Origin of the sequence: Tropicimonas omnivorans (genome assembly GCF_031846565.1) — a bacterium.
Classification (GTDB): Bacteria; Pseudomonadota; Alphaproteobacteria; order Rhodobacterales; family Rhodobacteraceae; genus Tropicimonas_B; species Tropicimonas_B omnivorans.
Map to the genome: position 1 here is coordinate 359,740 of NZ_JAVRHL010000003.1, position 17,248 is coordinate 376,987.

The window sequence follows — 17,248 nt, forward strand, 5'->3', positions numbered from 1 at the left end:
GGGACGCCAGAGTGAAACGGCACGGGAGACCCCAATGGCCAAGGCGATGAAGATCGCGATTGTCGACGACGAACAGGACATGCGTCAGTCGATTTCCCAGTGGCTCGCCCTCAGCGGCTACGACACCGAGACATACTCGACCGCCGACGAGGCGCTGAAGCAGATCGGATCCGATTTTCCGGGCATCGTCGTGTCGGATATCCGCATGCCCGGCATGGACGGCATGGCCTTCCTCAAGCGCCTCATGAGCCAGGACAGTGCGCTGCCCGTCATCATGATCACCGGCCACGGCGACGTGCCGATGGCGGTCGAGGCGATGCGGGTGGGGGCGTTCGACTTCCTCGAGAAACCGTTCAGCCCCGACAAGATGAACGAGCTGGCCAAGCGCGCGACCCAGCGACGGCGCCTTGCCCTCGATGCGCGTGTGCTGCGCCGGGACCTCTCTGACGGCTCGCAGATCATGCACAAGCTGATCGGCGCGAGCCCGGCGATGGAGCGCCTGCGCGAGGATATCCTCGATCTGGGACAGGCGGACGGGCATGTCCTGATCGATGGCGAGACGGGGACCGGCAAGACGCTGGCGGCGCATGCGCTTCATGCCGTCGGGACCCGGGCGTCGAAGCCCTTCATCCTGATTTCCTGCGCCGCGCATACCGGCGAGGACCTCGCCAGACGCCTGTTCGACGGCGATCCCGATGCCGGCCTGATGCCGCTCGTGGAACAGGCTCGGGGCGGTACGCTTTGCCTCGAGGATGTCGAGGCGCTGCCTCCGGCCCTCCAGGCGCGTCTTCTGACCTTCATCAACGATCAGGGCAGCCCGGCCGAGACGCGCATCGTCGCCGTCTCCAACCTGCAGGAGCAGGGCAAGACCAGCGAAGACGTGCTGCGGCCGGATCTCTATTATCGGCTGGCGGCGATGAAGATCACCCTGCCGCCCCTGCGCCAGCGGGGAGAGGACATCCTGCTGCTGTTCACGCGCCTCTCGGAGCAGTTCGCGGACGAGTATGGCTGCGATGCCCCCGCAGTCTCAGCGCAGGAAGCCGCGCAGCTTCTCCAGGCGCCCTGGCCCGGCAATGTCCGTCAGCTCATCAACGTGGCCGAGCGCGCCGTTTTGCAGAACAGGCGCGGGACGGGCACCATCGCCTCGCTCCTGATGAGCGATGACGAGAGCCAGCAGCCGGTGATGACCACCGAAGGCAAGCCGCTGAAGGAATATGTCGAGGCGTTCGAGCGGATGCTGATCGACAACACCATGCGTCGTCACCGCGGCTCGATTTCCGCCGTGATGGACGAACTCTGCCTGCCGCGGCGGACGCTGAACGAGAAGATGGCGAAGTACGGGCTCCAGCGAGCCGATTACCTCTGAGCCTCAGAGGCCCGTGCGGTCGCGGAGGGCGAAGGCGAGCAGCCCCAGCCCCGTGATCGCCGGGCCGAGATGTCGCCCGCCGGGGAGCCGCGGGACGGGCAGGGCGCTCAGCGCCTCGAGCGCGGCGGGCTCTCCCAGGATATCCTGCGCAATGGCGCGCCCCGAGAGCGGAGCCAGAGCCATCCCGTGGCCGGAATAGCCGCCCGCCGTATAGAGGCCCGCCTTCAGCCTGCGCACGAACGGCAGGCGCGTGGCGGTTACGGCGAGCGTCCCGCCCCAGGCATGATCGAAGCGGACATCCTCGAGGTCCGGATAGGTCCGGGCGAGATTGGCGCGGACGCGGGACGCGATATCCTTCGGGAAGCGCCTCCCGTAATTCTCCCCCCCGCCATAGACGAGCCGTCCGTCACCGGATTGCCACCAGTAATTGACCACGAAGCGGCTGTCCGCCACGGCGACGGGCCGCGTCATGGGGGCGCGGTCCCCGAGCGGCTCGGTCACGGCGATGAAGTTGTTGATGGGCAGCACACGGTTCGCGAGCTCGGGCGAAAGGCCGGACTGGTAGCCGTTGCAGGCCAGTACGATGCGCTCCGCCGTCACCGCACCACCTTGCGTCTCCACGCGGCTCTCGGCGATACGCGTCGCGGCGCTCCGGCAATGGATCCGCACCCCCGCGGCGATGGCCGCGCGGGCGACGCCGAGGGTGAGGCGGAGGGGATGGCAGAAGCCTGCGCCCTCGTCGAGCGAGCCGCCGGCATGAACGGGGCTGCCCGTGATGGCGGCGATCCCCGCGCGGTCCAGCGGGGTGATCCTGTCGTAGTCGTAGTCGCGGGCGAGGAGCGCGCCGTATGTCCGCTCCTCCTCGGCCTCGGCCTCCGTGCGGCAGGCATGAATGATCCCGGGGCGATAGTCGGCCTCGGGCGCATGGCGCTCGATAAGGGAGCGGACAAGCGCCTTTGCGTCCTCGGCGAGGTCCCAGAGCTGGCGCGCCGCATCCTCTCCCAGGAACTTCGCAAGCCAGAGCTGGTCCTTGTTGTAGCCGCTGCCGATCTGTCCGCCGGAGCGGCCGGAGGCGCCGAAGCCCGGCTCGGCTGCCTCGAGAAGCACGACGTCCCGGCCGGCCTCCGCCAGGTGAAGGGCTGCCGAAAGCCCGGTCAGGCCGCCACCGATCACGCAGATCTCGGCCCGCGTCTCACCCTCGAGCGAGGGGCGCGCCTCGGGCAGGTCGGCCGTCGCGGCATACCAGCTTTCCGGATAATCGCCGCCCGGCTCGTTGGCGAACAGCCAGCTCATACGTTCAGCAGGAGGTGCTCGCGTTCCCATGGGCTGATGACCTGCAGGAACTCCTTGTATTCCAGGGCTTTGACCGCCTGGTACACGCGGCAGAACTCCCGGCCGAGGATCCTCTGCACGGCTTCGGATCGCTCGAAGACGGCGAGCGCCTCGCCGAACGTGTTCGGGATGTCGGCCATCCGGCTGTAGGCGTCGCCGGTATACTCGTTCTCGGGCGGGACCTTCTCCTTCAGGCCGAGATAGCCGCAGGCCAGCGATGCCGCGATGCCGAGATAGGGGTTGCAGTCCATGCCGGCGAGACGGTTCTCCACGCGCCGCGCCTCGGGGCCGGAGATCGGTACGCGCAGGCCGGTCGTGCGGTTGTCCCGGCCCCAGGCGAGGTTGATCGGCGCGGCGAAGTCGGGAACGTAGCGGCGGTAAGAGTTCACGTAGGGCGCCATGAGCGCGATCACGGAGGGCAGGTGACGCTGCATTCCGGCGATGAAATGCAGGAATTCCGGCGTCTCGCCGCCATCCGGGGTGGAGAAGATGTTCTGACCCGTCTTGCTGTCCACCACCGAGTGGTGGATATGCATGGCGCTGCCGGGTTCGTTCTGGATCGGCTTGGCCATGAAGGTGGCGTAGCAATTGTGCCGCAGCGCCGCCTCCCGGATCAGGCGCTTGAAGAAGAAGATCTCGTCCGCAAGGCGGATGGGATCTCCGTGGCGCATGTTCAGCTCGACCTGGCCCGCGCCGCCCTCCTGCAGGATGCCGTCGATCTCGAAGCCCTGCGCCTCGGCGAAATCGTAGATGTCGTCGATGACAGGGCCGTACTCGTCCACGGCAGACATCGAGTAGGCCTGCCGCGCCGCCGCGCGCCGCCCGGTGCGGCCCATCGGCGGCATGACCTCCTGCGCGGGGTCGATATTGGGGGCGACGAGGTAGAACTCCATCTCCGGCGCGACGATGGGGGTCAGCCCCTCGGCGGCATAGAGCTCGCAGATATGGCGCAGGACGTTGCGCGGGGCGATCGGCACGGGCGCCCCGGTCTGATCGTGGATGTCGTGGATCACCTGGATGGTGTAGTCCGCCGTCCATGGCGCTGCCGTCGCGGTGCTGAAATCGGGCGTCAGCACCATGTCCGGCTCGGTATAGGGCATCTCCTCGACATCCGCCCAATCGCCGGTGATCGTCTGCAGGAAGATGCTGTTGGGCAGGTAGAACTGGGTCTGCTTGGCAAACTTGGAGGCCGGCATCGCCTTGCCCCGCGCAACGCCCGCAATGTCCGCAACGATGCACTCCACCTCGTCGAGCCGCCGGCCTTCGAGATAGGCCTGCGCGGCCTCCGGAAGAACCTCCTGCCAGTCGTCCGCGGCACTCATGCGGTGGCCTCCACGGTTCGGTCCAGCAGAAAGAAGTCGGCGATGTCCCCGGCAATGCGGGCGCTGTCGTTGGGCGCCTCGAGCTGGCTGCGCGCATGGTCCAGCCGGTCGGCCGGGACGTTTCCGCCGCGATGCTCGATCAGGCCGGCCATGACGGCATTCGAGAACTCCGGATGCGCCTGCACGGTGAAGACCTGCCGGCCGTAGACGAGCGCGGCATGCTCGCAGAACGCGTTCCGGGCCACCGTCGTCGCCATCTCCGGCTTCTGCACGACCTGATCCTGGTGCCAGGCATTGAGGGACACCTCCTCATCGCCGTAGGCGTAGAACTGTCGGCCGACGCCCCAGCCCTTCGGGGATTTCTCGACCCGGCCGCCAAGGGCCTGGGCGATGATCTGGTGGCCGAAGCAGATGCCGACGAGGGGCTTGCCCGCCGCGACGATGGCGCGGATCGACTCCTCCAGCGGCCCGATCCACGGGTGATCCTCGTAGGCGCCGTGGCGCGAGCCGGTGATGAGCCAGCCATCGGCGGCGTCGGTGCTCGCGGGGAAGTCCATATCCACCACGTTCCACGTGCGGAAGGTCAGCCCGCGCCCGCCGAGAAGGCGCTCGAACATGTCGTCGTAGTCGCCATGCTCGGCGCGGACCTCGTCCGCTGCATGGCCGGTCTGCAGGATGCCGATCAGCATGTCTGGTCCTTGGAATATTGGTCGGGCGGACGGTATCTGCGGCGCTCTGGCGCGGCAAGTGGGGGAGGGCGGATGCCTCCCCCCGCCCGGGCCCTGTCAGACCGTGTCGAGATAGAGGTCGACCTTCTCGGTCTCCGACAATTCGCGGTAGTAGTGCAGCTCCTGACGCTTTGTCAGAACGAGGTTGCGGATGAGCTCCTCGGGGAAGATCCGCGCGATCTCCGGGGAGGCTTCGAAGGCGTCGATGGCGGAGCCCCAGTCGGACGGCATCTGCGGCAGGTCCAGATCGTAGGCGTTGCCGGTGATCGGATCGGGCGGCTCTGCGCCGTCCTCCAGACCGTTGAGCGCTGCGCCGAGAATGCCGGCGACCATGAGGTAGGGGTTCACATCGCCGCCCGCCACGCGATGCTCGATCCGCCGCGCCACCGGCGCGCCGCCGGGCACCCGGATCGCCGAGGTACGGTTCTCGTAGGCCCAGCAGAGGCCTGTCGGAGCGTGGGCGTCGGGCACGAGACGGTCGTAGGAATTGCCGTGCGGGGCGAAGAGGATGGAGGAGCCGGGCACCGCCTGGAGGCAGCCGGCGATGGCGTGGCGCAGCGCGTCGGTGCCGCGGGCGCCGCCGTCGTCGAAGATGTTCCGCCCGTCCTTGTCCAGCATCGAGAAATGCATGTGCATCCCGTTGCCGGCATAGTCGGGGTAGGGCTTTGCCATGAAGGAGGCGGCGAAGCCGTGCTTGCGGGCCAGCCCCTTGACCAGCAGCTTGAAGAGCCAGGCATCGTCCGCAGCCTTGAGCGCGTCCGGCTGGTGGACGAGGTTCAGCTCGAACTGCCCGAGGCCCGCTTCCGAAATCGCCGTGTCGGCAGGAATGTCCATCGCCTCGCAGGCGTCGTAGAGATCGGTGAAGAAGATATCCCACGCGTCGAGCGCGCGGAGCGAGAGCACCTCCGCCCCCGGGCGGCGCTTGCCGGAGCGGGGGGAGGGCGGCACGCGGATGTCCTTGCCGCTGTCGTCGACGAGGTAGAACTCCATCTCCGTCGCCACCACCGGCGTCAGGCCCATGTCCCTGGCGCGGGCCTGCACGCGGGCGAGCGCGTGGCGCGGATCACCGTCGAAGGGCGCGCCGCTCTCGCGGTACATCCAGAGCGGCAGGAGCGCGGTGGGGGAGCCGAGCCACGGCATCGGCACGAAGCCCCGCTCCGTCGGGCGCAGCACCCCGTCGGGATCGCCGCTTTCGAAGACGAGGGGGGAATCGTCGATGTCCTCACCCCAGATATCGAGGTTGAGCACGGAGAGGGGGAAGCGCGTTCCGTCCGTCTCCACCTTCTGCGCGAAGCGGGTCGGAACGCGCTTGCCGCGCGCGATGCCGTTGAGGTCCGCCGCCGCGACGCGGATGGTGCGGATATGGGGGTTCTCCTCCAGCCAGCTCATCGGACGAGCTGCCCGATGGCGCGCGGTCTGCGGGGCCTGTCCGAGGAGGGGAGATGCCGGTTCAGGCGCCGGCCGGCGGCAGAGAACAGCGAGATGACGATGAGTGTAAGCACGATGAAATAAAGAGCCACGATGGGATAGGGAATGAAGGGGTTGAACGTCTTGTCGGCGAAGTAGCTGGCGTAGTAGAGCGCATCGCCCTGCTGGCGCCACGCCGGGAAGCCGGAGAAGAAGACCAGCGTCGTTGCGTGGAACAGGAAGATCGCCTCGTTGGTATAGGCCGGCCAGGCGAGACGCAGCATGGTCGGCCAGACGATGCGGCGAAAGCGGGTGAACCCGGTCAGCCCGTAGGCGTCCGCGGCCTCGAGATCGCCTTTCGGGACGGACAGCAGGGCGCCGTAGAATATCTCTCCCGCATAGGCGGACGTGTTGAAGAAGAGCACGACGAGCGCTCCGGCATAGGCCCGCGTCAGCCATCCGAGGTCGGCGCCCTCCGCCCCGAAGAGGCCGACGCCGATACTGTCCGGCAGCCGAACGAAGGCTTCGTAGGCGAGGAAGAACTGTATGAAGAGGGGCGAGCCGCGGAAGAGGAAGACGAACCAGTCCGCCGGCTTGCGGATCCAGGCGGAACTGGCGGCCTTACCGAGCGCGAGCAGCGTGGCGAGGAAGAAGCCCGCGGCGAGCGCCAGCACTCCGAAATAGACGTTCCAGATCATGCCGGACCCGATCAGGACAAACTGATCGCACAGCGTGATGTCGGACCGCGGCAGGAGCCGCTCGCCGATCCCGAGCGAGCGCAGACCGTAGGCGCCGAGTTCTTCCGCGCACATCATGCGGCCGGCCCCGCGGGCGCGGCGCGGCGCAGGCGCTCCCCCTCGGCGGTCGCCTGACCGGCGGAGAGGCGCGCCGTGAGCCGCGCCAGCACGATCTCGGAGATCTTGGTGAAGATCAGGTAGAAGACGAGCAGTCCCGAGAAGTACCAGATCCGCCAGTCAGGGTGCGGGTAGGAGAAGGCGGAGGTCTTGGAGCCGCCGATTTCCCGCGCCCAGTAGACGATGTCCTCCACGCCGAGCAGGAACAGAAGCGGCGTCGCCTTGATCAGGATCATCCAGAGGTTCGACAGGCCGGGCAGGGCATAGACCCACATCTGGGGCACGAGGATCCGGCGGAAGGCCTGCCGCTCCGTCATGCCGTAGGCCGCGGCCGTTTCCATCTGCGCGCGGGGCACAGCCCGCATGGCCCCGTAGAGTACGTTGGCGGCGAAGGCGCCGAACACGATGGCGAAGGTGACGATGGCGAGGGAGAAGTTGTAGGCCTCGTGCCAGGCCTGCGGCGACGAGGAGCGGGGCAGCTTGGCCTCGGGGCAGACGTTGAACTCCGCACCCTGCCGGATCGGGGCATCCCAGCCGGGGCAGAGCGCCTGGTGACGCGTCCATTCGAAGGCCTGGTCGAGCGCGATCACGAAGAACAGGAAGAACACGATGTCGGGCACGCCGCGAACCATCGATGTGTAGGTCTTGCCTGACCACCGCAGCGGCGCGACGCCCGACCGGCTCGCCGCCGCGCCCAGAAATCCGAAGGCGAGCGCCAGCGGTGCCGTGATCGCGAGCAGGAGCAGGACAGTGCCGAACGAGCTGTAGAAGCGCAGATGCACGCCGTTCGTAAGGTAGCAGGACAGCCACCTCGCGCCGTCCAGTGCCGACGGATCTGAGCAATACTCGAACATCAGGAAAAGGCCCGGAAGCGGGGAAGGGGGCGGGCCGTCTCAAGGCGGCCCGCCCGGATCAGGAGCGTGTCGGCCCCGGCTTACTCGAAGGTGATGGCGTCTTCGCCGAACCACTCGGTTATCATGGTGTTCAGCGTGCCGTCCTCCTTCATCGAGGCGATGGCCTCGTTGAACGTGGCCTCGAGTTCATCGTCGCTTTCGCGCAGGCCGATGCCGATGCCATCGCCGAGGCCGACATCCTCACCGACGAAGGACATGTCGCCGTCCTCGTCCACGATCGGGACCAGGAAATCCTTGTCCGCGAAGATCGCGTCCGCCTCGCCGTTGCGCATCGCGGCGACGGCTTCGTCGGGGGTGGCAAATTCGAGCAGCGTCGCGCCGCTCTCGGCGACATGGGCGGCCTGGATCGTGTTGGTCTGCGCTGCGACGACGGCATCCGCGGACATCGGGTCCATGTCCATGGTCGAGGCGTAGGCGGAGGCGGCGGGCGGGAAGTAGGGATCGGTGAAGTCGATCACCTCGTCGCGCTCGTCGGTGATGCTCATCCCGGCGATGATCGTGTCGTAGTTGCCGGAGGTGAGGTTGGGGATGATCGAATCCCAGTCGTTGCTGACCCATTCGCAGGTCAGTCCGGCCCGGGTGCAGAGCTCGTCCCCGACCTCCCGCTCGAAGCCGTCGATCTCGCCGTCATCGTTGATGAAGTTGTACGGAGGGTAGGCGCCCTCGGTGCCCATGCGGACGACGTCCTGGGCCATGGCGGAGGTCGCGAGGGTTGCCGCGGCGGCGGCGAGGAGGAGCGTTTTCATTTTCTTTGTTTCCCTGTTGGTCTTGGGTCTTGGGTTTCAGGCAGCTTGCCCGGCGGACAGAAAGCCGCGCAGGCGTTCGGTTCGCGGCGCGCCGAACAGCGTGTCCGGCGGGCCTTCTTCCTCCACCTTGCCCTTGTGGAGGAACACGACGTGATCGGAGACGTCCCGGGCCATGTTCATGTCGTGCGTGACGAGCACCATCGTGCGGCCCTCTTCGGCCAGGGCCTTGATCACGCGGACGACTTCCTGTTCCAGCTCCGGATCGAGCGCCGAGGTCGGTTCGTCGAAGAGAAGGGCGCGGGGCCGCATGGCAAGGGCCCGCGCGATCGCGGCGCGCTGCTGCTGGCCGCCGGAGAGCTGGGCGGGGTACATGTTCGCCTTGTCGCCGATCCCGACCTTGGCGAGAAGCTCGCGCCCCCGGTCCTCGGCCTCCGCGCGGTCTTCCTTCAGCACCACGACGGGCGCCTCGGTGACGTTCTGCAGGATGGTGAGGTGCGCCCACAGGTTGAACTGCTGGAACACCATCGAGAGGTTCGTGCGGATGCGGCGGACCTGCGCGGCATCGGCGGGGCGGCGATGACCCCCATGGCCGCGCCAGCGCACCGGCTCCCCCTCGAACACGACGTCACCCGACTGGCTGTCCTCGAGGAGGTTGGCGCAGCGCAGGAGGGTGGACTTGCCGGAGCCGGACGAGCCGATCAGCGAGACGACATGTCCCTTCGGCGCCGACAGATCGACTCCCTTGAGCACCTCGAGGCCGCCATAGGCCTTGTGGAGATCGCGGATCTCGATGACGGGCGAAGGAGTGGATGTCACGGTTGAAGCGGCTCGACCATCGTTTTCGGTTAACGACAGTGAGGCCCAATTCTCGACCGAATGCAACGATCTGCCGCCAGCGGGATCGTGGCCGCCCCTGAACCTTGCGTCAGTTCTGCGACGCCATCCGGTCATAGGCGGCGTCCGTCACGCCGAGAAGCCCCGCGATTCCGAGCGAGGACCGGGTCTCGGGCGGCAGGCTCGTCACCGCGGCGGCGATCGCGACCCGCAACGCGCCTGCAAGACGGTCCTGCCGGGTGACGAGGGCAGGGCCGGCGAGGGCGTCCGAGCGGGCCGCCTCTTCCAGATTCTCCGCAAGGTCCGGGTCCGCATGGCGGATGCGGCGCCATTCGGCGACATCCATCGCGGCAAGATCGGCCGTTCCCTCAGCGACGGCCCGCGCGGCCTCCGTCGGTGTCTCTGCCTTCGAGGGAATGCGGTCGAAGATCTCGGCAAGCGACGCGTCGGTGGCCGCGACAGGGCCCTCCGGCGTCTCCTCGCCGAGCCGCTTCAGAAGGACGCGGCACGAGAAGCCCGCGGGAACGCCGTCGATGTCCCGGTCGAACGTGCCGAGGAGCGTCAGATCGTCGCGATTGGAGAGATAGGCATGCGCGGGAATCTCGGCGAGGAGAAGGTGCTCGTCCCCGATTACTTGGGTCGGCCGTACGTCCTCCAGCTCGCCCGGCGCCGTGATCGCACGCTCGCGCAGGTGGTCGCGGATCAGGGACCAAAGCTCCGCGGTCTCCGCCTCCGCGCCGGCAAGGGCAGGCAGGGCGGCGATCACGAGCGGGCGGCTTCCACGCGCTGGCGGGCAAGGCCGGAATCCTTGTCGCTCACGCCGATCAGCTTGGTGACGAGGCGGATCAGTCCGTCCTCATCCTCGCTCCGCTCGCCATCGGCGAGGACCACGTCCCACATCGCCTCGATCACCGCCTCGCGCTCCTCGTAGGGAACCGCATCCTTGATGGCGCGGGTGAAGCGGACGTTGTCGGGCGCTTCGGCTTCGAGCCCCTCGGCATCGCCGCGCAGAGTGGCGGCGTCGAACGCGGAAAGCCCGTATCGCCTGGCCGCGATACGGTCGATCCGCGCCATTTCCCGGGCATCGTAGGAGCCATCGGCACGGGCCACGCGCACGAGAAGGGCAGTCAGCGCAAGGCGCGCGTCGGTGTCGGGGAGCTGTTCCGGGGACGTGTCGCCGGACAGGCGCTTGAGAAGATCGTTGAACATGGGAGCCGATATAGACGCAACTTCGCGAACGGCCAGTGCCCTTGCCTTCACTCGGGCGTGACGGCGGGCGGATCCTGGGTGACCCGGTAGTCCCGGACGATCCCGGCGGTCGCGTCCGCCCAAGGGGTGCCCTGAACGCGCGACTGGTGCGCCTCGAAGGCCTCCGGCCCCGTGAAGGTCTCCTCGACGGTCCAGACGAGCGGCCCCGCCGGCGTCACCTCGAATGACAGGCAGCCCGCCTCCGCGCGGGTCAGGCGCACGTGCTCCGGCAGGTGCGCTCGAACCGCCTCCGCCTCGGCTTCGTCTGCGCAGAGGAGCCGGCCTTCCAGTCGCAGCATTACCGCGCTCCGCCCGAGCGGCGGGCGGGCGCAGGCGGGGCGAGCTCGTCCAGCCAGGTATCGTCGTGGGCATATCCGAGGCGCTTCAGGGCATCGCCCCAGCGGGCGGCGTAGCTCTCGGCGACGGGGCGGGGAAGGTCGCTCTGCCAATTGGCCGCCGCGTCCCGCCGCTCCTGTTCGGCCTGCTCGGTTTCGCGGCCGGGGGAAGGGATCGCCTCTCCCAAGGGGCCATGCGCCCTGATCTCATTGACCGCACGGTCGATATCGAGCCCTGCAACCCCGCATGTCTCCAGGGCTCCGCGGAGGAGCGTCCCGTCCGTGTCGGCCAGAATGTCCTCGTAGCGCAACTGGACGGCGCCCGGATGACCGGAGGGCCAGGCCAGCATCTCCTCCACCGTCTCGGCGTGTTTACCCTCCATCTCGAAGAGGAGACGCGCCTCGTCGTCGGGCAGTGCGCCCAAGTGGTCCCGGTAGGTCGACCCGCCAAGCGCGCCCTGCGGCTCGTCGAGCCATGTGTGGGCGCCTTCGGGCGCGATCAGGTGATACGCCATTCCGGCCAGGAGGACATTTCGCGGATCCCGCACGATATGGATGAAACGGGCCTCCGGATCGTTCAGCAGCGCCTCGGGAAAGCTGGAGGACCAGTTGACCGCAAGAGCGGTGCCGGCCCCCTCCAGTTTCCGCATCGCGCGCGGGGAGCCGATATGGTGGAGCGGAAGGTCCTGATCGCGCCGGATCGCGTGGAGCGCGCGCCGAAGCCAGTTCGTGCCGGATTTGTGGTGTGCTCCGATGCAGAGAAGTCGCGGCGTGCCGGCGGGATGGAGCGCGGGAGCCGGTTGCGGGCGCGTCGCGGACGGGGCGTCGCCCGTCTCCCCGTCCTCATCGGAGTAGATCCCGGTCTCCACGAAGAGGCGCAAGGCCCCATCCTGCATCTGGGCGTCGATGGTGCGCCGGCAGGTCTCGATCGCGGCGTCGCGGAGAGCCTTCAACGCCTCGTCCTCGAGCAGGGACGCGATCTCCCGCTCCAGCGCGTCGGTGCGGATCGAGCGGTCCTCGTTGGCGTTGAGGTCGAACTTCTCCCAGTACCCCATGTCGATCCGCCCCTTGTTCTTCGAATTGGCGGTGCCGCGCAGCCGCTTGAGAAGGAACTCCTCCCGGCTCTTGATGGCGTAATGGTTCACCTGGGCATGGTCCCAGCCGATCGTCGATGCGTTGAAGCACCAGCCCTTCTCGACGATCCGGTCCCCCATGTCCTGCCCGGAGGCGTTGACCCAGAGGATCTCCGCGGGATCGACCTCGGTCTGGCGGAATTTCGGCCGGTGCACCCCGAAAAAGTCGAAGACGCGCGGCCGGAAGAGGGTCTTGAAGCCCCAGACGAGCCCGTTCTCGGGCTCCTCGAAGGTCGAGCCGGCGGTGAAGCGGGTGGTGACGGGGGCATCGCGCCAATGCGCTTCCCCCGAGCTGCCCATGATCCGCCACGGGATCGAGATCGCCGCCGGATCGCCGCCCGAGGAGCAGGCTGCGATCAGGTCCGCAAAGGTGCCGCTCCCCGCGCGTATGTTCACGAACTCGTCGGCATCCACGATCATGACCCAGTCCGCGGCGCGAACCTCCTCCATACCGCCGGCGCGGGAATAGGCGCGGCGCTGGGGGTCCATCCGGGGGCCGAGGGGATTGTCGAAATGCCGGACGATCCCGAGCTGGTCGAGCCGGTTCAGGATCAGGTTGGTCCCGTCGGTGCAGTCGTTGGTGAATATGGTGAAATCGGTCGCGCCGATCATGCGGTGATAGGCGATCCACTCGAGGATGTAGGGGGCCTCGTTCTTCATCGTGCTGACGACGTGGACCCTGGGCGCGCCTGCAGCGCTGTTCCCCGACCTTGCTACCCGTGGGCTGCCCCGAACATCTTCGGGGCCCGCGGCTTTCCCGGCGCCTCCATCGCGCCGGAGGGCGGTCCGGCCGGGACGAGGCGCAGGCGCGCAGGCATGGGCCCCCCCGACATCTGCGGCGGCATTTCGGGCGGCGCGCCCGGAGGGCTTTCGCTCGGGCCGCCCGGCGGGACCTCGGCCGGTCCCCCCGGAACATCCTCGCCCGGCCCCCCAGGAGGGAGCTCCGTCGGCGCATCGGGCGGCGTCTCGTCCGGCTCCGGCGGGCGCGCGGGGTCCGGCGCATCGGGTCCGGGGGCAGGGGGCGTCTCGGTCGGCGCGTCCGGCGGGGTTTCGTCCGGCCGGGGCGCGGGCGCCGGATCCGGCACGTCGGAGGCAACAGGACCGGCGCGGCGCTCGGTCTCAGCGATCGCAGCTTCCGCCATCCGCTCGGCCTGTTCCGCCGTCGCCTCTTCGGCTGCATCGGCGCTGGACGATCCCTCCGGCGCCGGGCGGCCCTCGGCCGCGGCGCGCATCGCCTCGCGGGTTTCCTTCTTCCGGGCGGTCTGGCTGCTTGCGATCATCAGCGCGATGGCCTTGTCGGACACGCCCGAGGCGCGCATCTGCTCGACCTTCTGCTGCCAGACCTTCGGCAGGTGCTGGGTGAAGAGCACCTCGTCCAGCTTGTCGATGGACACCTCGGACGCCTGTGTCAGCTCCTCGAGCCAGACGTCGTATTCCCCGGTCTGCCGCAGCTGCCGCACCCGCGTCTCGTGATAGGCCAGCGCAGCCTCTTGGAGCCGCGCCAGGTCGGGATCGGCGAGCATCTCCCCCATGATCCGCTTTACCGCACCGGAATGCCGGACTGCGGACCGGGCCTCGATCTCGTTGCGGTCGAAGATGGAGAAGTACGCGCCGTTGTACTTGTCCGCCTTGTTGTTCACGTTGCCCCGCATCCGGCGCAGCAGGTACGCCTCCATGCTCTTCACGGCGTAGTGGTTCATCTCCGCCAGATCGTAGCCCAGCGTCGGCTTGGTGGAGCGCCAGCCGGACAGGGCGAACTCCTCCGGCATCGGCTGCCCCGATCCGTTGACCCACGACTGTTTGAGCATCGCCTGCGCCCGCTCGGGGATCTGCTTGGCCTTGCGCATGTGCGGGCGGTGGATGCCGAGCTTCATGTTTTCGAACGGGCGGAACAGTGTCTTGACGCCCCAGCCCTTCTTGAACTGGTCGGGTGCGGCGCGGGTGTAGCTCTCGGTGACGAGGCCCGGGTTCCAGTCCGTCAGCCCGGAGGAGCCGAAGAAGCGCCAAGTGATCGCGATCGCGTCGGTGCCGCCCGGCAGCGCAGCCACCAGATCGCCGATCCGCCCGTCGCCCGTCTTCACCGAGAGGAACTCGTCGGCATCCATCGTCAGGATCCAGTCGCTGTTCATCACGGCGTCGTTCTTCTCGGCCAGTGACAGCGCGTTCGGCTGCGGCTTCTTGCCCTCGGGCACGTCGTTGCGGAAGTGCCGGCAATAGCCGAGCGCCTCGAGGCGCATGAGCATCGCATCCGTGCCGTCGTTGCAGTCGTTGGTGTAGACGCAGATGTTGTCGAAGCCGAGTTCACGGTGATAGGCGAGCCATTCGATCACGGAATGGCCTTCGTCCTTCATCATCGACAGGATCGTGTAGCGCGCGCGCCCCGGAGCGGCGCCGGGGGTTTCGGGCGGACGTGTCTTTGTCATGCTGGCTCGCCTCTTGTGCCTCGCGCCCGATCCGGCGACGGGTCTGGTCCCTCTGGCCATGCGCCCGGCGGGATCGCACCGGAGGGCCTGCCTGCCCGGGGTCGGGCGGGCGGGTCGTACCGCCTCCGACCTTAACGGCAGGCGCCCGAGCACGTCACCCCTCCTTTGCGGCAAGGACAGGGACATTCGGCGTCAAATGGGCGCCATTCCGCCACGACAGGCCACGGGACGAACCGTTCCGCGGCGGGGGCGTTTTCGGAAGCAAGGCTGACGTGGTAAGGGCGCGGCACGCCCACCGATGTTCGGACGGAGTACGAGATGCGTTGCCTGTTGGTTGTTCCGGTCGCCTTGACCCTCTTCGCCTTCGCCCCCGGGGCGGTCGCGGAGATCTGGGACTGCGATCTGGCGGAGCAGGGCACCAGGCACGGCTACGTCCCGGAGCGCACGACCCTCCAGATCTTCGACGATGGCAGCGGCATTCTCGTCTCCGACGAGATCACCGGGCAGGTCTCGGATCGGCCCATCCTGGGGCGAATCGCCTCGCAGTCCGGTCCCCGCGTGTCGCTCCATTGGGAGGTCTACGGCCTCAAGAGCGCGACCCGCCAATATCTTCCCAAGGTCATGTACCGGGCCGGCCTGCGCCGCGACACGGGCGGGATCGCGGTTCTTGTACAGGCTGCCGGCTTTTCCGAGATCTTCCGCGGGGCGGGCCGCTGCGAGCGCAGATGACCCCGCGCAGGGGCGATCCGCGGGTTGACGCCGCAGCGATGCACATCAGATAGCACGCAGACACTCATTCAGTCAGATACGAGAGAGGTTTCCAAAATGGCCTTCGAACTTCCCGAGCTCCCCTATGCCCACGACGCGCTGGCCGGTCAGGGCATGTCCAAGGAGACGCTCGAGTATCACCACGACATTCACCACAAGGCCTATGTCGACAACGGCAACAAGCTGATCGACGGGACCGAATGGGCCGGCAAGCCCGTCGAGGAGATCGTCAAGGGCACCTACGACAAGTCCGCCGTCGCCCAGTCCGGCATCTTCAACAATGCGTCCCAGCACTGGAACCACAGCCAGTTCTGGGAAATGATGGGCCCCGGCCCGAAGGCGATGCCCTCCGAGCTCGAGAGCGCGCTGACCGAGGCCTTCGGCTCCGTCGACACGTTCAAGGACGAGTTCTCGGCCGCCGGTGGCGGTCAGTTCGGCTCCGGCTGGGCCTGGCTCGTGAAGGACACGGACGGATCGCTCAAGGTCACCAAGACCGAGAACGGCGTGAACCCGCTCTGCTTCGGTCAGACCGCGCTGCTGGGCTGCGACGTGTGGGAGCACTCTTACTATATCGACTTCCGGAACAAGCGCCCGGCCTATCTGAAGAACTTCCTCGACAACCTCGTGAACTGGGAGAACGTCGCCTCCCGCATGTGAGGCCGACCTTCAGCAAGGCTTGAGATCAGCTGCCCCGCGCCCCCCGGCGCGGGGCAGCTTCGCGTTTGAGGGGGCGTCACCTGATCTGCGTCACGCGCTGGCCCCCGGGCAGACGAGGCGTGGCGCCAGGGGGGCGCATCGAGCCGTCTGCCCGCCCTGCGTCTGGCCAGCTTCCCGCTGCGTCGCCCCGCAGGAACCACGCCCAGACACCTCGCGTTCTGGTCAGGAAAGACAAGCCAAGGAGGCGACGATGCCCGATCGCAAGCGTTCGCAGGACGGAACCCGCGAGACAGAAGAATTCACCACCGACCTGCCCACCCCCTCCGAGCAGGGCCGGGCGCAGGGCGAGCTGGAGCGCAAGGTCGCGACGCGGGACGAGGAAAAGCAGGCTCTGAAGGGCGGCGGCGCATCCCGCGTCACCAAGTCCGACGAGAAGGGTGAGGGCGGCCTCGGCGGTCTTCACGGAACCGGCGAGGAGGAGTGAGCATGGCACATCTCGAGCAAGGCACATGGGTCCTGATCGCGGACGGCGAGAAAGCCCTGATCCTCGAAAACCAGACCGACCACGAGAACCCTTACTTCGAGGTTCGCCGGGAGGAGCATCACGAGAATCCGCCGACCCGCGAGCAGGGTGCGCACAAGCCGGGCCGGATGAGCGACACCGGCGTCGGCCAGCGCTCCGCGCTCGAGGATACCGATTGGCACAAGCTGGAGAAGGAGCGCTTCGCGGAGGAGCTGTCCGAGCTTCTTTACAAGCGCGCGCACCAGAACGCCTTCAAGTCCATCGTGCTCGTCGCGTCCCCGCGCGTTCTCGGCGATCTGCGCAGCCACTTGCACAAGGAAGTGCAAGGCCGCGTGATCGGTGAAGTGCCGAAGACGCTGACGAATCATCCGGTCGACGAGATCGAGCAGATCGTCAAAGGCGAGCTCGACGCGGCCTGATCCAGGACGTCCCGGCGGCGCCGGTCCTGCCGCGCCGCCGGGACACTACCGGGCCCAGTAAGGAACAGCCCCCCGAAACCTTGTCCCGTCTCCGGCGTGTCTCCTTGCGATGGATCTGCTCCGCGCCCGGGTTCAGCGAGTGGCGGAAATTCGCGGCGTCACGGGGTTTTGACCACCTTCCAAGACGTTGCTATCTTCGGCCGACCGCCTAGGCGGTCCCTAACGGGACGTCTGGGCGC

At 67.8% G+C, this 17,248-nt stretch carries 18 protein-coding genes; 5 read left to right on the plus strand and 13 right to left on the minus strand.

Annotated features, from left to right (window positions below; genetic code table 11):
* Nucleotides 1-34 precede the first annotated feature (34 nt).
* Entirely contained in the window at nt 35-1,366 is a 1,332-nt protein-coding gene (locus RM543_RS12290; RefSeq protein WP_311692045.1) for a sigma-54-dependent transcriptional regulator, read from the plus strand.
* 3 nt (nt 1,367-1,369) lie between these two features.
* Here RM543_RS12290 and RM543_RS12295 read toward each other — a convergent pair whose 3' ends face one another.
* The 13 genes from RM543_RS12295 to RM543_RS12355 all read right to left on the minus strand — a co-directional run bounded on the left by RM543_RS12295 (nt 1,370) and on the right by RM543_RS12355 (nt 14,642).
* A complete protein-coding gene (locus RM543_RS12295) occupies nt 1,370-2,659 on the minus strand; it encodes an NAD(P)/FAD-dependent oxidoreductase (RefSeq protein WP_311692047.1) in 1,290 nt (429 codons plus the stop codon).
* Entirely contained in the window at nt 2,656-4,020 is a 1,365-nt protein-coding gene (locus RM543_RS12300; protein WP_311692049.1) for a glutamine synthetase family protein, read from the minus strand. Before RM543_RS12300 ends, RM543_RS12295 begins: the two co-directional genes overlap by 4 nt.
* The gene (locus RM543_RS12305) at nt 4,017-4,709 is read right to left on the minus strand and encodes a type 1 glutamine amidotransferase (protein WP_311692051.1); all 693 of its coding nucleotides are present in this window, start codon (nt 4,707-4,709) and stop codon (nt 4,017-4,019) included. The genes RM543_RS12300 and RM543_RS12305 overlap by 4 nt, the downstream gene beginning before the upstream one ends.
* A gap of 96 nt (nt 4,710-4,805) precedes the next feature.
* The gene (locus RM543_RS12310; RefSeq protein WP_311692054.1) at nt 4,806-6,137 is read right to left on the minus strand and encodes a glutamine synthetase family protein; all 1,332 of its coding nucleotides are present in this window, start codon (nt 6,135-6,137) and stop codon (nt 4,806-4,808) included.
* Complete coding sequence (locus RM543_RS12315) at nt 6,134-6,970, minus strand: ABC transporter permease (protein ID WP_311692057.1); 837 nt, start codon at nt 6,968-6,970, stop codon at nt 6,134-6,136. Before RM543_RS12315 ends, RM543_RS12310 begins: the two co-directional genes overlap by 4 nt.
* Entirely contained in the window at nt 6,967-7,863 is an 897-nt protein-coding gene (locus tag RM543_RS12320; RefSeq protein WP_311692059.1) for an ABC transporter permease, read from the minus strand. The genes RM543_RS12315 and RM543_RS12320 overlap by 4 nt, the downstream gene beginning before the upstream one ends.
* A gap of 80 nt (nt 7,864-7,943) precedes the next feature.
* Nucleotides 7,944-8,669, minus strand: a complete 726-nt coding sequence (locus RM543_RS12325; RefSeq protein ID WP_311692062.1) for a transporter substrate-binding domain-containing protein — start codon at nt 8,667-8,669, stop codon at nt 7,944-7,946.
* Nucleotides 8,670-8,705: 36 nt separating this feature from the next.
* On the minus strand, nt 8,706-9,485 hold the full coding sequence (locus RM543_RS12330; RefSeq protein WP_311692064.1) for an ABC transporter ATP-binding protein: 780 nt from the start codon (nt 9,483-9,485) through the stop codon (nt 8,706-8,708).
* A 109-nt stretch (nt 9,486-9,594) separates the two neighbouring features.
* Complete coding sequence (locus RM543_RS12335; RefSeq protein ID WP_311692066.1) at nt 9,595-10,269, minus strand: PhnD/SsuA/transferrin family substrate-binding protein; 675 nt, start codon at nt 10,267-10,269, stop codon at nt 9,595-9,597.
* Entirely contained in the window at nt 10,266-10,712 is a 447-nt protein-coding gene (locus tag RM543_RS12340; protein WP_311692068.1) for a tellurite resistance TerB family protein, read from the minus strand. Before RM543_RS12340 ends, RM543_RS12335 begins: the two co-directional genes overlap by 4 nt.
* A 47-nt stretch (nt 10,713-10,759) precedes the next feature.
* Nucleotides 10,760-11,050, minus strand: a complete 291-nt coding sequence (locus tag RM543_RS12345) for a putative quinol monooxygenase (RefSeq protein ID WP_311692070.1) — start codon at nt 11,048-11,050, stop codon at nt 10,760-10,762.
* A complete protein-coding gene (locus RM543_RS12350) occupies nt 11,050-12,879 on the minus strand; it encodes a glycosyltransferase family 92 protein (protein ID WP_311692072.1) in 1,830 nt (609 codons plus the stop codon). Before RM543_RS12350 ends, RM543_RS12345 begins: the two co-directional genes overlap by 1 nt.
* 53 nt (nt 12,880-12,932) lie before the next feature.
* Nucleotides 12,933-14,642, minus strand: a complete 1,710-nt coding sequence (locus RM543_RS12355) for a glycosyltransferase family 2 protein (RefSeq protein ID WP_311692074.1) — start codon at nt 14,640-14,642, stop codon at nt 12,933-12,935.
* A 318-nt stretch (nt 14,643-14,960) separates the two neighbouring features.
* Here RM543_RS12355 and RM543_RS12360 point away from each other — a divergent pair, with 318 nt between their 5' ends.
* From RM543_RS12360 to RM543_RS12375, 4 genes are all read left to right on the plus strand, one after another.
* Complete coding sequence (locus RM543_RS12360; RefSeq protein ID WP_311692076.1) at nt 14,961-15,371, plus strand: hypothetical protein; 411 nt, start codon at nt 14,961-14,963, stop codon at nt 15,369-15,371.
* A gap of 96 nt (nt 15,372-15,467) precedes the next feature.
* Nucleotides 15,468-16,067: a superoxide dismutase gene (locus RM543_RS12365; RefSeq protein ID WP_311692078.1), complete on the plus strand. Its 600-nt coding sequence runs from the start codon at nt 15,468-15,470 to the stop codon at nt 16,065-16,067.
* 250 nt (nt 16,068-16,317) lie between these two features.
* Nucleotides 16,318-16,551 (plus strand): hypothetical protein, encoded by a 234-nt coding sequence (locus RM543_RS12370; RefSeq protein ID WP_311692080.1) that lies wholly within the window; start codon nt 16,318-16,320, stop codon nt 16,549-16,551.
* Nucleotides 16,552-16,553: 2 nt separating this feature from the next.
* The gene (locus RM543_RS12375; RefSeq protein WP_311692082.1) at nt 16,554-17,009 is read left to right on the plus strand and encodes a host attachment family protein; all 456 of its coding nucleotides are present in this window, start codon (nt 16,554-16,556) and stop codon (nt 17,007-17,009) included.
* Nucleotides 17,010-17,248 lie beyond the last annotated feature (239 nt).

Excerpts from the sequence above, each read along its gene's own strand:
- RM543_RS12290 (WP_311692045.1), top strand. The coding sequence starts at position 35 with ATGGCCAAGGCGATGAAGATCGCGATTGTCGACGACGAACAGGACATG.
- RM543_RS12295 (WP_311692047.1), bottom strand. The coding sequence starts at position 2,659 with ATGAGCTGGCTGTTCGCCAACGAGCCGGGCGGCGATTATCCGGAAAGC.
- RM543_RS12300 (WP_311692049.1), bottom strand. The coding sequence starts at position 4,020 with ATGAGTGCCGCGGACGACTGGCAGGAGGTTCTTCCGGAGGCCGCGCAG.
- RM543_RS12305 (WP_311692051.1), bottom strand. The coding sequence starts at position 4,709 with ATGCTGATCGGCATCCTGCAGACCGGCCATGCAGCGGACGAGGTCCGC.
- RM543_RS12310 (WP_311692054.1), bottom strand. The coding sequence starts at position 6,137 with ATGAGCTGGCTGGAGGAGAACCCCCATATCCGCACCATCCGCGTCGCG.
- RM543_RS12315 (WP_311692057.1), bottom strand. The coding sequence starts at position 6,970 with ATGATGTGCGCGGAAGAACTCGGCGCCTACGGTCTGCGCTCGCTCGGG.
- RM543_RS12320 (WP_311692059.1), bottom strand. The coding sequence starts at position 7,863 with ATGTTCGAGTATTGCTCAGATCCGTCGGCACTGGACGGCGCGAGGTGG.
- RM543_RS12325 (WP_311692062.1), bottom strand. The coding sequence starts at position 8,669 with ATGAAAACGCTCCTCCTCGCCGCCGCCGCGGCAACCCTCGCGACCTCC.
- RM543_RS12340 (WP_311692068.1), bottom strand. The coding sequence starts at position 10,712 with ATGTTCAACGATCTTCTCAAGCGCCTGTCCGGCGACACGTCCCCGGAA.
- RM543_RS12345 (WP_311692070.1), bottom strand. The coding sequence starts at position 11,050 with ATGCTGCGACTGGAAGGCCGGCTCCTCTGCGCAGACGAAGCCGAGGCG.
- RM543_RS12350 (WP_311692072.1), bottom strand. The coding sequence starts at position 12,879 with ATGAAGAACGAGGCCCCCTACATCCTCGAGTGGATCGCCTATCACCGC.
- RM543_RS12355 (WP_311692074.1), bottom strand. The coding sequence starts at position 14,642 with ATGACAAAGACACGTCCGCCCGAAACCCCCGGCGCCGCTCCGGGGCGC.
- RM543_RS12360 (WP_311692076.1), top strand. The coding sequence starts at position 14,961 with ATGCGTTGCCTGTTGGTTGTTCCGGTCGCCTTGACCCTCTTCGCCTTC.
- RM543_RS12365 (WP_311692078.1), top strand. The coding sequence starts at position 15,468 with ATGGCCTTCGAACTTCCCGAGCTCCCCTATGCCCACGACGCGCTGGCC.
- RM543_RS12370 (WP_311692080.1), top strand. The coding sequence starts at position 16,318 with ATGCCCGATCGCAAGCGTTCGCAGGACGGAACCCGCGAGACAGAAGAA.
- RM543_RS12375 (WP_311692082.1), top strand. The coding sequence starts at position 16,554 with ATGGCACATCTCGAGCAAGGCACATGGGTCCTGATCGCGGACGGCGAG.